Source organism: Candidimonas humi (assembly GCF_019166065.1).
Lineage (GTDB): Bacteria > Pseudomonadota > Gammaproteobacteria > Burkholderiales > Burkholderiaceae_B > Candidimonas > Candidimonas humi.
Window position 1 is genome coordinate 462,735 of record NZ_JAHTBN010000002.1, and the last position, 13,946, is coordinate 476,680.

General features: G+C 65.4%; 10 protein-coding genes. 6 read left to right on the forward strand and 4 right to left on the reverse strand.

From position 1 onward, the window contains the following. The first annotated feature begins 33 nt into the window (after window positions 1-33). The 3 genes from KVP10_RS05550 (at window position 34) to KVP10_RS21220 (ending at window position 3,198) form a co-directional block, all read left to right on the forward strand. Entirely contained in the window at window positions 34-1,206 is a 1,173-nt protein-coding gene (locus tag KVP10_RS05550) for an acetyl-CoA acetyltransferase (RefSeq protein ID WP_217963515.1), read from the forward strand. Further along, window positions 1,203-2,837 (forward strand): acyl-CoA synthetase, encoded by a 1,635-nt coding sequence (locus tag KVP10_RS05555; RefSeq protein ID WP_217963516.1) that lies wholly within the window; start codon window positions 1,203-1,205, stop codon window positions 2,835-2,837. The genes KVP10_RS05550 and KVP10_RS05555 overlap by 4 nt, the downstream gene beginning before the upstream one ends. 97 nt (window positions 2,838-2,934) lie before the next feature. Beyond that, window positions 2,935-3,198, forward strand: coding sequence for an SDR family NAD(P)-dependent oxidoreductase (locus KVP10_RS21220; protein WP_343218693.1), 264 nt, complete (start codon window positions 2,935-2,937; stop codon window positions 3,196-3,198). A gap of 36 nt (window positions 3,199-3,234) precedes the next feature. Here the strand turns inward: KVP10_RS21220 and KVP10_RS05565 are convergent, their stop codons facing one another. Next, window positions 3,235-3,915, reverse strand: coding sequence for an SET domain-containing protein (locus KVP10_RS05565; RefSeq protein ID WP_217963517.1), 681 nt, complete (start codon window positions 3,913-3,915; stop codon window positions 3,235-3,237). Between the two features lie 203 nt (window positions 3,916-4,118). On the opposite strand from KVP10_RS05565, the gene ilvB reads away from it, so the two are divergent. Next, on the forward strand, window positions 4,119-5,897 hold the full coding sequence (ilvB, locus tag KVP10_RS05570) for a biosynthetic-type acetolactate synthase large subunit (protein ID WP_217963518.1): 1,779 nt from the start codon (window positions 4,119-4,121) through the stop codon (window positions 5,895-5,897). A gap of 182 nt (window positions 5,898-6,079) precedes the next feature. On the opposite strand, the gene KVP10_RS05575 is transcribed toward ilvB, so the two are convergent. The 3 genes from KVP10_RS05575 to KVP10_RS05585 form a co-directional block, all read right to left on the reverse strand. After that, entirely contained in the window at window positions 6,080-8,791 is a 2,712-nt protein-coding gene (locus KVP10_RS05575; RefSeq protein ID WP_217963519.1) for a DNA topoisomerase III, read from the reverse strand. 259 nt (window positions 8,792-9,050) lie between these two features. After that, a complete protein-coding gene (gene gluQRS, locus KVP10_RS05580; RefSeq protein WP_217963520.1) occupies window positions 9,051-10,160 on the reverse strand; it encodes a tRNA glutamyl-Q(34) synthetase GluQRS in 1,110 nt (369 codons plus the stop codon). 428 nt (window positions 10,161-10,588) lie between these two features. Beyond that, window positions 10,589-11,050: a Smg family protein gene (locus tag KVP10_RS05585; protein WP_217963521.1), complete on the reverse strand. Its 462-nt coding sequence runs from the start codon at window positions 11,048-11,050 to the stop codon at window positions 10,589-10,591. A gap of 419 nt (window positions 11,051-11,469) precedes the next feature. Here KVP10_RS05585 and KVP10_RS21490 point away from each other — a divergent pair, with 419 nt between their 5' ends. Both KVP10_RS21490 and KVP10_RS05595 read left to right on the forward strand, forming a co-directional pair. Further along, a complete protein-coding gene (locus tag KVP10_RS21490) occupies window positions 11,470-12,576 on the forward strand; it encodes a mandelate racemase/muconate lactonizing enzyme family protein (RefSeq protein ID WP_217963522.1) in 1,107 nt (368 codons plus the stop codon). 97 nt (window positions 12,577-12,673) lie between these two features. Beyond that, window positions 12,674-13,867: an ABC transporter substrate-binding protein gene (locus KVP10_RS05595; RefSeq protein ID WP_217963523.1), complete on the forward strand. Its 1,194-nt coding sequence runs from the start codon at window positions 12,674-12,676 to the stop codon at window positions 13,865-13,867. Window positions 13,868-13,946: the final 79 nt, after the last annotated feature.

Sequence of the window (13,946 nt, forward strand, 5' to 3'; positions counted from 1 at the left end):
TTTGGATCAACAGGTCTTTCAAGGAAATTCATCATGGCACACAAAGCAGTCATCGCGGGGTGGTCGCACATCCCCTTCGGCAAACTCATCGAGCCCGACACCGAGACGTTGATGGCGCGGGTATCGCTGGCCGCGCTCGAACACGCCGGCATCGCCGGCAAGGACGTCGACGGCATCTACGTCGGGGTCATGAACAACGGCTTCCAGAAGCAGGACTTCCAGGGCGCGCTGGTGGCGCTGGCCGACCAGGATCTCGCCCACGTGCCGGCCACGCGCCTTGAAAACGCCTGCGCCACGGGCTCGGCCGCCCTGTACACGGCCATGGACTTCATCGAGTCGGGGCGCGGCCGCGTGGCCCTGGTGGTGGGGGCCGAGAAAATGACCAGCCGGCCCACTCCCGAGATCGGCGACATCCTGCTCAACGCCAGCTATCGCAAGGAAGAGGCCGACATAGAAGGCGGCTTTGCAGGCGTCTTCGGCAAGATCGCGGGGGAATACTTCTCGCGCTACGGCGACCGCAGCCGCGAGCTGGCCATGATCGCCGCCAAGAATCACCATAACGGCGTCAGCAACCCCTATGCGCAGATCCGCAAGGACCTCGGCTTCGACTTCTGCAACGATGTCTCCGACAAGAATCCCTATGTGGCGCAGCCCTTGCGGCGCACCGACTGCTCGCTGATTTCCGACGGCGCCGCGGCCATCGTGCTGGTGTCCGAAGACCTCGCCGCCAACCTGCCGCGGGCCATACGCTTCAAGGCCCGCCAGCACGTCAACGACATCCTGCCCCTGAGCCGGCGCGACCCCATCGCCTTCGAGGGCGCCGCGCGCGCCTGGCGCCAGGCACTGGGCGAGGCCGGCGCCACGCTGGACGACCTCGACCTGGTCGAGACCCACGACTGCTTCACCATCGCCGAACTCATCGAGTACGAAGCCATGGGTCTGGCGCCGCGCGGCGAAGCCTATAAAGTGGTGCAGGAAGGCACTACGCGCAAGGACGGCCGGCTGCCGGTCAATCCCTCGGGCGGCCTCAAGTCCAAGGGCCATCCCATAGGCGCCACCGGCGTGTCCATGCATGTCATGGCGTGCATGCAACTCACCGGCACGGCGGGCGATATGCAGATCCCGGGCGCGGGGCTTGCGGGCGTATTCAATATGGGCGGGGCGGCGGTGGCCAACTACGTCAGCATCCTGGAGCGCGCCAAATGACGCAGGCCGGCATGCAAGGCCCGAAGGGCGGGCTGGCGCCCGTTACGCGCCGGGTCATGAACCTGGCCACTTTCCTGGCGCAGTCGGCGGCGCGGCTGCCGCAGCGCCCGGCGCTGATCTGCGACGACGCGCCCATCACCTGGGCGCAGCTCGAAGCGCGCGTGCAGGCCCTGGCGCGGGCCTTCGAGGCGCGCGGCCTGGGCAAGGGCGACCGCGTGCTGATCCATTCGTCCAACTGCCGCGAAATGCTCGAGGCCATGCTGGCCACCTTCCGCATCGGCGCGGTATGGGTGCCGACCAACTTCCGCATCACGCCCGACGAGGTCGCCTACCTGGCGAGCAGCGCCGGCGTGTCGGCCTTCATCTGCCACGCCGATTTCCCCGAGCACGCGCGCCTGGCCGATTCCATCCCCGGCCTGAAGCTGTATGCGCGCATTGGCCAGGCGGATTTCGCGCCGACCTCGATCGACGAACTGGCGCAGGAAGGCGCCCGCCATGCCGCAGGCGGGGCCGCGCACCAGGCCGCGCGCGTGGACTACGACGACCCCTGCTGGTTCTTCTTCACGTCCGGCACTACCGGCAAGCCCAAGGCGGCGGTGCTTACGCACGGCCAGATGGCTTTCGTCATCACCAACCACATCTGCGACCTGATGCCGGGCCTGTCGTCCGACGACGCCAGCCTGGTGGTGGCGCCGCTGTCGCACGGCGCGGGCATCCATTTCCTGACCCAGCTGGCGCGCGGCGCGGCCACGGTGTTTTCCACCAACCCGCGTTTTTCGGTAGAGGCCGCCTGGGCCGCCGTCGAGAAATACCGCATCAGCAATTTCTTCACCGTGCCGACCATCCTGAACATGATGGTCGGCCACGAAAGCGTAGACCGCTACGATCATTCCTCGCTGTCGCGCATCATCTACGCCGGCGCGCCCATGTACCGCGAAGACCAGAAGCGCGCGCTCGACAAGCTCGGGCCGGTGCTGGTGCAGTACTACGGGCTGGGCGAGGTCACCGGCAATATCACCGTGCTGCCGCCGTCCGAGCATGCGGTCGACGACGCCGGCATGGCCAAGGCCGGCTCCTGCGGCTATGCGCGCACCGGCATGCAGGTCTCGATCCAGGATTCCAGCGGGCGCGAACTCGGGCCGCACGAGACGGGCGAGATCTGCGTCTGCGGCCCCGCGGTGTTCGCGGGCTACTACGACAACCCCGAGGCCAACCGCAAATCGTTCCGCGACGGGTGGTTCCGCACCGGCGACCTGGGCCACATGGACGAGCAGGGCTATGTGTACATCACCGGGCGCGAGTCCGATATGTACATATCCGGCGGCTCCAATATCTATCCGCGCGAAATCGAAGAGAAGGTGCTGGGCTACGGCGGCATCAAGGAAGTCTGCGTGCTGGGCGTGCCGCATCCCAAGTGGGGCGAGGTCGGCGTGATGGTGTGCGTGCTGCAAGAGCCCGGCCTGTGGGACGAGCCGGCCTTCCGCGCCTGGCTCGACGGCAACGTCGCGCGCTACAAGCATCCCCGCAAGATCGTGGTCTGGCCGGAACTGCCCAAGTCGGGCTACGGCAAGATCACCAAGAAGATGGTGTACCAGGAACTCGAAAAGCGCGGCCAGCTGTCGGTCGAGTGACGCGGCCGCGGCGGCCGGCCGTGCAGCGGCGCCGGCTGCGGTGCGCGCCGCAAGTGCACAGGCCGGCCGGCGTTGCGGCAATCCCGCCACCTGCGGCGTGAGCGCCATCGTCAACGTCTCTTCCGTCTCGGGCCTGCGCGGCAGCTACGGCCGCACTGCCTACGGCGCATCGAAGGGCGCCATCACCACTATGACCAGCGTTATGGCCAACTTGCACATGCGGCCGTGGCCGCGATCGACAGCGGCGGGCGGGGCCGGGGCTGAACGAGGCACAGCCCGAACGTGGACTGCCCTCGCGGTTTGTCCATGTCGGGCGCTATGGCCCGGCGGCGCGGCCTGCAAGGCCGCTCTGCGCGCGTAGACGCGGTTCCACGGCTGCGAATTTCCGGGACCGCTACTAGTCCTGCGAGTCTTCGTCCTTGGCCTTGTCCTCGCGCTTCGAGGCGCGCTTCCTTGCTTCCTTTTTTTCCTTCTTGTCTTTTTTCTTTTCCTTTTCCTCTTTCTTCTTTTTCTTGTCCTTCTTCTCCCGTTTTTCTTCCTTCTCTTCCTTCTTTTCCTTTTTGTCTTTCTTATCTTTTTTCTTCGCCTTCTCTTTCTTTTCTTCTTTCCCTTCTTTTTCCGGCAGCGCCAGCATGGTGCCGCGGCAGTCGGGTGCGCCGCACAGGCAGCGGTATTGTTCCTTGAGCTTCTTGGTGAGCCGCTCGTCCATGACCAGCCCGTAGTCGTAGAACAATTCCTCGCCCGATTCGATGTCGCGCAGGGCGTAGATGTGCACGCGCTCGCCCGCCGCGTTTTCCCGGGCCTCGCAGTTCGGGCTGCAGGAATGATTGATCCAGCGCGCGTCGTTGCCGCGCTCGCCGCCGTCTATGACCTTGCCCGAGCTCAGCGCGAAGAAAAAGGTATGGAACGGATCGTCGGGATTGACCGGATGCAGCGCGTCGGCCTGCTCGTTGCTGATGCGCTTGCCGCCGTATTCGACGATACGGGTGCCGGCGGGTATGCGCCGGGCTGCGAATACGCCGTTGCCGTGCAGCGTGGACTTCCTGACGGAGTGCCAGGGGGCGGAGGATCGGGTCATGAGTGGTGTCGCTCGGTGGTCGCTGGGGTGCTGGATAGGGACGGGCCGGCCGCGGCCCGGATGATGATGGATAATAGAGAGGCTATGAACGAGCCGCCCCGCCTTGCCGGCCTGATCGCCCGGTATGCCGGGCCCGGGCCGCTGCGTCGGGGCGTCCCTGGGGGAAGCTCATGCGCAGCGTCCCCCGGGCAGTGCGTAATCTTATGAAATTTCAGCCTCCGCGTGAATCCCCCGTGAATACTTCTTCCGACACCTCCGCCCGCAACGGCGCCGAAACCCTGCTGCAAACCCTCATCGACATGGGCGTGGACACCATCTTCGGCTATCCCGGAGGCGCGGTGCTGCCCTTGTACGACGCCTTGTATTCCGAGCCGCGCATCCGCCACGTGCTGATGCGCCACGAACAGGGCGCGATGCACGCGGCCGAAGGCTATGCGCGCTCCAGCGGCCGGCCGGGCGTGGTGCTGGTCACTTCGGGCCCGGGCATGGCCAACACTACTTCGGGGCTGCTCGACGCCATCTGCGACTCGATCCCGGTGCTGTGCATCAGCGGCCAGGTGGCTACTGGCGCCATCGGCACCGACGCCTTCCAGGAATGCGACGCCATAGGCATTTCCCGGCCGGTCACCAAATGGAATGCGCAGATCCGCCGCTGCGAGGACGTGGCCGCCATGACCGCCAAGGCCTATCGCCTCACGACGCAGGGGCGCCCGGGGCCGGTGCTGCTGGACTTTCCCAAGGACATACAAATGGGCATGGTGCCGGCCGATGCCGCGCCGGGCGCCGCCGACGCCGAGCCGGCCGGCGTGGAGACCGCCAGCCCCGCGGCCGAGGCCGCCGTCAAGCGCGCCGCGGCCTTGATCGCCGCCGCCAAGCGGCCGGTCTTCTATGGCGGGGGCGGTCTGGTGAACTCGGGCATAGACGCTTGCCATGCCTACACCAGCCTGGTACAGGATCTCGGCGCGCCTTGCACGCTGACGCTCATGGGCCTGGGGGCCTTCCCGGCCGACGACAAACACTTCCTCGGCATGCTGGGCATGCACGGCACGCTCGAAGCCAACCTGGCCATGCACCATGCCGACCTGATCATCTGCGTTGGCGCGCGCTTCGACGACCGCATCACCGGCCGTCTTTCGGACTTCTGCCCGCACGCCAGCAAGATCCACCTGGACATCGACCCGGCCTCGATCAACAAGGTGGTGCGCGCCGACGTGGCCATGGTGGGCGACTGCTATCCGCTGCTGCGCGCGCTGCGCAAGGAACTCAGCACCACGCAGCTCGACCCCGCCCGGCTCGACCCCTGGTGGCAGCGCATCGGCGTCTGGCGCGCCCGCGACTGCCTGCGGGTCCAGCCTTCCGCCCAGCACATCCTGCCGCAGCACCTGATGCAGCGCATCGACCATGCCCTGGCGGGCACCGACGCCATCATCGCCACCGACGTCGGCCAGCACCAGATGTGGGCCGCGCAATACATCAAGTTCAACCGCCCCAACCGCTGGCTGACTTCCGGCGGCGCCGGCACCATGGGCTACGGCGTGCCGGCGGCTCTGGGCGCGCAGATCGCCCATCCGGACAAGCCGGTGGTGTGCGTCAGCGGCGACGCTTCGGTGCTCATGAACATCCAGGAACTGGCCAGCGCCTCCCAGCACCGCACGCCCATCAAGGTCGTGCTGTGCAACAACGGCCACATGGGCATGGTGCGCCAGTGGCAGGAGCTGATCCACGACGGGCGCTACAGCCACAGCTACAACGCCTCGATCCCGGACTTCGTTGCGCTGGCCAAGGCCTTCGGCTGGAACGCCGCCCGGGTGGAAGACCCCGCCGGCCTCGACGAGGCGCTGCGCGCCTGCCTGGACAGCGAGGGCCCGTACTTCCTGGACGTGGTCGTGCTCGCCCAGGAAAACTGCTTCCCCATGATGCCCGCCGGCTACGGCCACCAGCAGGTCATGCTGTCCGAAGACACCTGGTACGTCGAAGACTGAACAGGGGCGGCGGGATGCCGCCTGCGGGAATGCTGGCCGCTAGCCGTGCCGCGGCATGAGCCCGGCGTCATCTCGCCTGGCTTGCCCGCCCGAAAGCTCGAAAGCTCGAAAGCCCAAAAGGGATGCCGCACTTCGTGCCGCATCCCTTTCCTGTGCGCGGCGCCGCATCAGCGCCGCGGAAGTCAGAACGGCGGATCGTCGTCGTCCGGGCCGTCCTGCCGCGGCGCGGCCGCGGGCTCGGCGGCTGCCTTCTTCACTGCCGTCGTCTTCGTGGCGCGCTTGGCGGCGGTCTTGGTGGCGGTTTTCTTCGCCGCCGCCTTTTTGGCGGGCGCCTTCTTTGCAGCCGCTTTCTTGGCGGCCTTGGCCGGCGCCGCGCCTGCTTCCCCAGCGGCCGCCGCGCTCTTCGCCGCGGTTTTCGCGGGGGCCTTGCCGCCCGGCTTCTGCGGCCTGGGCTCGAACTCGAAGCCGATCTTGCCGTTGGCCTGCTTGACCAGGAAGGCCTTGAACTTGCGGTTGGTGCGGCTGGAGACAAAACCGTCGAGCAGATCGGTGCGGCCATCGGCCAGCAGCTTGCGGAACTGTTCGGCCGAGATTTCCTGTTGCAGAATCATCTTGCCCGAGCGGAAGTCGCAGCTCTTGTCCGGCCCCACGGATTTTTCGCACACATAATTCATGCCGTGCTCGTAGACGGCGTGGCCGCATTTGGGGCAGGCGCCCAGCGAAGTCTGGCCGGAAAAATCGACCGGCTCGGCGTCGTCGGCGTCGCTCTGGCCGAAATCGAATTCCAGCTTGTAGTCGCCGGTGATGCGCAGTATGGCGGCAAAGGGCCGGCCCATCTTGCTGATGAAGCCCGACAGCGGCCCGATTTCGCGCTTTTGCAGCAGTTCTTCGACCTCGGAGACCTCGAAGGTGCGCCCGCCCGGGTGCTTGCCTATGGAGAAATCGCAATTGGTGCAGGCATAGCGGCGGTAGTTTTCCTTGACCACGCCGCCGCATTTCGGGCAGGGCGTGGACAAGGTGGCGTAGTCGCCCGGCACGGTATCGCGTTCGTATTCCTTGGCGCGCTTGACGATGACCTGCGTCATTTGCGCGATTTCGCGCATGAAGGCCTGGCGGTCCAGCTCGCGGTGCTCGATCTGCTTGAGACGGTGTTCCCATTCGCCCGTCAGCTCGGGCGAGGTCAGTTCGTTCACGCCCAGGCCCGCCAGCAGCGTCATCAGCTGGCGCGCCTTGGCGCTGGGTATCAGGTCGCGGCCTTCGCGCCGCAGATAGCCTTCGTTGAGCAGGCCTTCGATGATGGCCGCGCGCGTGGCCGGCGTGCCCAGGCCGCGCTCGGACATGGCCTCGCGCAGCGCTTCGTCGTCGACCAGCTTGCCGGCGCCTTCCATGGCGGACAGCAGCGTGGCTTCGTTGTAGCGTGCAGGCGGCTTGGTGACCAGGCCGCGCGCCTCGATGTCGTCGGTCTTGACGGTCTCGCCGTCTTCGACCGCCACGAGATTCGTGTCGTCGCCCTGCGCCTCGCGGCCGTAGATGGCTAGCCAGCCCGGCTTGACCAGCACCTTGCCCTCGGTCTTGAAATGATGTCCCGAGACCTCGGTGATGCGGGTGGTGACGCGGAATTCGGCGGCGGGGAAGAACACCGCCAGGAAGCGCCGCGCCACCAGTTCGTAGATCTTGCCCTCTGCCTCGCTCAGTTCGCGCGGGATCTGCAGCGTCGGGATGATGGCGAAGTGGTCCGAGACTTTCTTGTCGTCGAAGATGCGCCGGTTCGGCTTGACCCAGTCGTTCTCGCACAGGGTCTTGGCAAACGGCTGCACGCTGGCGGCGGCGGCCGAGCCGCCCTGGGCCAGCGCCTGCATGGTGCCGCGCACGGTCTGCACATAGTCTTGCGGCAGGTAGCGCGAATCGGTACGCGGATAAGTCAGCGCCTTGTGCCGTTCGTACAGCGCCTGGGCCAGCGACAGCGTCGTCTTGGCCGAGAAGCCGAAGCGCGAATTGGCCTCGCGCTGCAGCGAGGTCAGGTCGAACAGCGCCGGCGACATCTGCGTGGAAGGCTTGGATTCTTCCGTTACGGTGCCCGGACAGTCGCGGCAGGCGGCCACCACGCTCTGGGCCGCGGCCTGCGACCACAGGCGGGAATCGCGCTGTTCCGGGTCTTGTTCGTTCCGGACGAACTTGGGGTCGAACCAGCGCCCCGTGTAGAAGCCCGCCGCGGCGACGAAGGTGGCATGCACTTCCCAGTAGTCGCGCGGCACGAAACGGCGAATGCGTTCCTCGCGCTCGGCGACGATGGCCAGCGTAGGCGTCTGCACCCGGCCTACCGGTGTCTTGAAGAAGCCGCCGTCCTTGCTGTTGAAGGCGGTCATGGCGCGGGTGCCGTTGATGCCCACCAGCCAGTCGGCCTCGGCGCGCGAGCGCGCCGCCGCCTCGAGCGGCTTGAGGGCGTCGTCGTCGCGCAGGTTCTCGAAGGCCTCGCGGATCGCGGCCTGGGTCATGGAACGCAGCCACAGCCGCTTGATGGGCTTGTTCACGCCCGCATACTGCACGATGTAGCGGAAAATCAGCTCGCCCTCGCGCCCCGCGTCGCAGGCGTTGATGATGGCGGAAACGTCCTTGCGCTTGATCAGGCGCAGCAGCAGCTTGAGGCGCTCGGCCGATCGCTTGTCGGCGGGCCCGAGTTCGAACTGCGGGGGGATCACCGGCAGATGGGTGAAGCTCCATTTGCCGCGCACCGGGTCATTGGGCGCCACCAGGCTCAGCAAGTGGCCAATGCTCGAGGCGAGCACATAGCGCTCGCTCTCGAAGTAATCGCCCTCGCGGCTGAAGCCGCCGAGCGCGCGTGAAATGTCCAGGGCCACCGAGGGTTTCTCGGCGATGATCAGCGTTTTAGTCATGTATATCCAGTAACTGCTTCTCGGCAGTGATAGCGCGGATGATAAGTGGGGAAACTCGCACAGTGCAAGTCAAGCCCCTGCGCTTGGTCTGTTTTTTATCCGAAAAAGCATAAAAAATACTCCATAATTGGAGTTGTTCGGAGCTAAGGCGAGCCGGGCTGCTTTGCTCCGGGCGGCTCCGTCCGCGGCTTCTGCCTGGACGGCCTGCCGGCAGGGTGGGGACGGTTCGCGCCGTTTCAAGCCGGGCCTTGGCGGGCTTTCACGCCGGGCCGTAGCGGGCCGCCCATTGCGCCTGGGCGCGCTGCCAGAAATCGTCCGGCCCCGTTGCGGATAGTGGCGCGAAGCCCAGGTGTTGCCAGGCCGTTTCCAGCGCCTGCAGCGGGCGGCTGCAGTCCAGCGCCGGGGCATGGTTCTGTTTCGACAGCTTGCGTCCCAGCGCGTCGCAGACCAGGGGCACATGCATCACGGACGGCAGGGCCAGCCCCAGGCTACGCGCCAGCAGGCGCTGGCGCGCGGTGGACCCCAGCAGGTCCGCGCCGCGCACAATGTCGGTGACCTGCTGCTCGGCGTCGTCCACCACCACCGCCAACTGATAGGCCCACAGGCCGTCGGCGCGCCGCAGCACGAAGTCGCCCACCTCCTCGAGCACATCCTGGCGCTGCGGCCCCAGCCAACGGTCGTCGTAGTGCTCCACGCCCGGCGGCACCCTGAAGCGCCAGGCCCGGGCCTCGCGCCCCGATGGCAGGCCGTCCCGGCAGGTGCCCGGATAGGGCCGTTCGGAATAGGACTGTTCGGAATAGGACTGCTCGGGGGCGGTCGGCGTCGACTGGGCAAGGCCAGGCCCGGCTTCGCCCGGCCGAGCCCGGCCTTGCGCCTGTACGAGCCCGGCGCTTCGGGCTTCGGTAGCCTCCGCCGCCGGCCCGTCGGCGATTTCTTGCACCGGCGCAGGCGCGTGTTTTGGTTCCGCGAGCCGCCGCTCGGGGAACCGCTGCTCTCGGAGCCGCGCCTCTCGTATGGCTTCCTCGATCTCCCGGCGCGTGCAGGCGCAGCCGTAGACCAGGCCCTGCGCGGCCAGGCGGTCGAAAGCCTGCTGGTACAGCGCGTGGCGCTGCGACTGCCAGACTACGGGCCTGTCCCAGTGCATGCCCAGGGCCTGCAACTGCTGCATGATGATCCGGTCCGCCCCGGCCACGCTGCGCGGCGTGTCGATGTCCTCAATGCGCAGCAGCCAGCGGCCGCCATGGACCCGGGCGTCGAGATAGCTGGCCAGCGCCGCGACCAGCGAGCCCGCGTGCAGCGGACCGCTGGGGCTGGGGGCGTAGCGGCCGGTATAGCCGGCGCGGGGGGCGGGGTTTGCGGATGAGATCATTGCCGTGGCGATGGGCGATGGGCGATGGGTAACGGGTAACGGGTAACGGGTAACGGGTAACGGGTAACGGGTAACGGGTAACGGGTAACGGGTAACGGGTAACGGGCGGCCAAGGCGAATGGCAATGGCAATGGCAATGGCAATGGCAATGGCAATGGCAAGGCGGACGGCTATGAAGAATTGCGATGGCGAATGGCCATAGCCGCCATCCGCGGCCTGCCAGTCGCTTCCCTGCCAGGGACGGCGGCCGGCGCCGGCCGTGGCGGCCAAAACCCAAGCCCCGCCGCGCCGCAGGACGGCGCGAGGCCTGCCATAGGCCAAACCGGCATAGCGCCTATATATCTAATATATATGTATGGTATGCCGACGCGGCGGGACAGGGCCTGACGCTGCCGGAAGAATCGCCCCATCTACAGCGTCGAGACGTCCTAATGCGACAGCCGGCCGTGGTCTTCCGTCAGCAGCTCTTCGAGCACCAGGTGGTCGATTTCCGCTTCCTGGCTCCAGAGCACCATCAGGGCGATGATCTTGATCTTTTGCAGCGAAATCGGCGATTCGTTGGTGGCCTGGGCCCGGTCGATCACGATCTCGCGCAGCACGCCCGGCAGCACGCCAGAATTTTCCAGGAAGCTGATGAAGCCTATAGCCTCGGTGCCGAGGCTGCGGTATTCGTCGTCTGTGAATATGCGCCGGCTGTCGTCTTGCGGATGCTGCGCGAACTGCACGCATTGTTCCGTGGTCTGGGCCAGGCCGTACAGCCAGTTGAGCGCCTCGTCGATGTCGTCGTGTTCAAAGCCCGCGGCAGCCAGTTTGTGGGCCAGCACGTCTGCTTCCGGGCATGCTTGCGGGGTGTAATAATTTTCGAATAAGTAAACCAATATATCGAACATAGGCTATTCAGGGTTGTCCCTTAGAAGTTTCAATGTGTCAAGGGTTAACCGGGTAAGTCACAGTCGACTGTACGCTGATTTGCCAGTGCGGGCAACTCGCCGCGGGCGGGCCGGGCGCACGGTGTTGGGCGGCGGCATCATAGTTCGCGGGGCGCGCCACGTGATCGCCTGTCGAATAGGGAACGCCCCTTATTTTCTTCCGGTTTTTTTCGGGCGCGGCTGATGCCTGGCCGCCCTTGCTGCGCCATTGCCGTTACGGAAAAGCGATACCTTTTCCATATCAAAGTCGAAAAAAATAATATTAGACAAGTACTGCTGATGCTTCGATAGTGTCTGCATGTTCGCGGGCCCGTGGACAACGCTCCGCGGGGCAATCGGGAAGCCACATTTACCGTCTCTATATCCATGGGGGATGCAGCGTGCAGTCACCAACTACGCCTTTACATATAACGGCCGTAAGAACCGCCCGCGTAGAGATACCCCTGGAGCGCCCGCTACGAACCTCGATCCACGAGATTTCCAATGTCTGCTGCCAATTGGTCACCCTGGAAACCGACGCGGGCATCGTAGGCGAAGGCTATGGCTTCTGCTTCAACCCGGACCGCCTGGCGGCCATTTCCCGGTTCACCGAATCTCTCGCGCCGCTGGTTATCGGGCAAGACCCGCACGATGTCGAGTCGCTGTGGGACAAATTCATCCGCGATTGCAATTTCTACGGCCAGAGCGGCGTCTCCATTTTGGCGTACACCCCGATCGACGTCGCTTGCTGGGACCTCATCGGCAAGGCGGCCAATGCGCCTTTGTACCGCCTCTTCGGCGCCTGCCGCGATCGTGTGCCGGCCTATGCCAGCGGCGGCTTGTGGCTGTCGGCCAGCTTGGACGAGCTGGTGGCGCAGGCGCGCGAATTCTTGCGGCAGGGCTTTCGCGCCATGAAAATGCGGCTCGGCTCGGCCAACTGGAAAGACGACGTGGCCAGGGTCGAAGCGGTGCGCGCGGCGATCGGGGACGGCGTGACGCTGATGGCCGATGCGAACCAGGGGCTGTCCTTGCACGAGGCCTTGCGGCTGGGCCGGGCGTTGGAGCCCTTCAATCTGGCCTGGTACGAAGAGCCGGTGCCGACATGGCAGGACGACGCCGCAGCAAAGCTCGTGGACAGCCTGTCCATGCCGCTGGCCAGCGGCGAAACCGAATACACGCGCTATGGCATACGGCGCATGGTGCAGAACCGCGCGGCCGAAGTCTTGATGCCCGACCTGCAGCGCATGGGAGGCTACACCGAAATGATGAAAGTGGCCCGTTACCTGGCTACTTTCGATCTTGCCGTCGCCCCGCATATTTTCACCGAGCACAGCCTGCATGTCGTCGCCTCGGCCAGCAACGCGACCTGGTGCGAGCACATGCCCTGGTTCGCGCCGCTGTTCCACGAAACCATGGCGCTCGAGTCCGACGGCACGATACGCCTGCCGCAACGCGCCGGCACCGGGTTTACCTTCAATTGGGATCAGATCGAAGCTTATCGTCGATGACCCACGGCGGCCCGGCGGCTGATGGCCAGGCGGCCGATGGGCTGCCGCTCTTTCGCCGGGTCTTGTTTTTCGGCAATACCAGAGACAGGAGACAAGCATGCATAAACATAAATTCAATCACGCCATCAGGCTCGTCGCGAGCGGTGCGATGGTCCTGGCGTGCGCCTTGGGTTCGGCCTCGGCGGCCGAGTCGGGGCCCATCCGCATCGGCTGGCTGTCGTCGCTGACGGGGGCGCTGTCGGCCGCGGCGATCGCGGAAAACGAAGGCGTGCAGTTCGCCGTCAACGAAATCAACAAGGCCGGGGGGATCAACGGGCGCAAGCTCGAACTCTATACGCGGGACACGCTGGGCGATCCGACCAAGGCCGTCAATTTCGCCAACGAGCTGGCCTTCAGCAAGAAGGTCGACTTTGTGATCGGGCCGGTCAATTCGGGCGAGTCGCTGGCGACGGTGCCCATTCTGTCCCGGGCCAAGATCCCCAATCTCGTGATCGGCACCGTCGATACCTTGATCGATGCCAAGAAATATCCCCTGGCGTTCCGGGTGATCAATACCAACCAGCAGTGGATCACTTCTGCGAACCACTATGCGATTTCGGTGCTCAAGCGCAAGAAAATCGCCATCATCGGCGACACCACGGGTTACGGGGCGTCCACCGCCAAGCGGGCTGCCCAGTTGCTGGAAAAAGCGGGCATCAAGCCGGTCTATTCCGTGCTGATAGACCCCAATCAGACCAGCGTGTCGGAACAAATATCGAAGGCCAAGGCGGCCGGGGCCGATGTCATCATGCCCTGGTCCGCCGCCACGGGCTTGCTGGCGCGTATCCTGAACGCCCGGGGCAACGCCCAGTGGGACGTCCCGGTGGTGGGCCATCCGGCCCTGATGGGGTCCAATATCCGCGACCTGCTGAACAAGCCTGAGTATTGGAACAACACCTATGCCGCCGGCTATGTCAGCACCACGTACGGGCCTGACGGGAAACTGCCCGAATCCACCCAGAAGCTGATGGACGCCATGCGGCCCAAGCTGGGCAAGCCGATCAATTTCACTTTCTGGTGGGTTGCGCTGGGCTACGACACAGTCAAGATCATCCAGCATGCCGTGGAAAAAAGCGGCAGCACCGATCCCGAGGCCTTCAAGAAGACGATGGAGTCCACCAAGGATCTCAAGGGCGCCTACGCGACCTACACCTGGACGCCGGCCGACCATAACGGTTTTCCGGATTCGGGCATGGTCGTCGACCTGGCCAACACCTTCAACGACGGCTCTTTCAAGCAAGCCCCGCAATAAGCATAGTCTCGAGCGGGTCTCATATCGTTCCCGGCAGCGGGCGCCGGCCGGATTCCGGCGCCTTTTTCCACCACACCGT

What these genes read in the sequence shown, in the direction of transcription:
- KVP10_RS05565 (WP_217963517.1), bottom strand. Translation starts at nt 3,915, where the DNA reads ATGACCCGATCCTCCGCCCCCTGGCACTCCGTCAGGAAGTCCACGCTG.
- KVP10_RS05550 (WP_217963515.1), top strand. Translation starts at nt 34, where the DNA reads ATGGCACACAAAGCAGTCATCGCGGGGTGGTCGCACATCCCCTTCGGC.
- ilvB (WP_217963518.1), top strand. Translation starts at nt 4,119, where the DNA reads ATGAAATTTCAGCCTCCGCGTGAATCCCCCGTGAATACTTCTTCCGAC.
- KVP10_RS05585 (WP_217963521.1), bottom strand. Translation starts at nt 11,050, where the DNA reads ATGTTCGATATATTGGTTTACTTATTCGAAAATTATTACACCCCGCAA.
- KVP10_RS05595 (WP_217963523.1), top strand. Translation starts at nt 12,674, where the DNA reads ATGCATAAACATAAATTCAATCACGCCATCAGGCTCGTCGCGAGCGGT.
- KVP10_RS05575 (WP_217963519.1), bottom strand. Translation starts at nt 8,791, where the DNA reads ATGACTAAAACGCTGATCATCGCCGAGAAACCCTCGGTGGCCCTGGAC.
- KVP10_RS05555 (WP_217963516.1), top strand. Translation starts at nt 1,203, where the DNA reads ATGACGCAGGCCGGCATGCAAGGCCCGAAGGGCGGGCTGGCGCCCGTT.
- gluQRS (WP_217963520.1), bottom strand. Translation starts at nt 10,160, where the DNA reads ATGATCTCATCCGCAAACCCCGCCCCCCGCGCCGGCTATACCGGCCGC.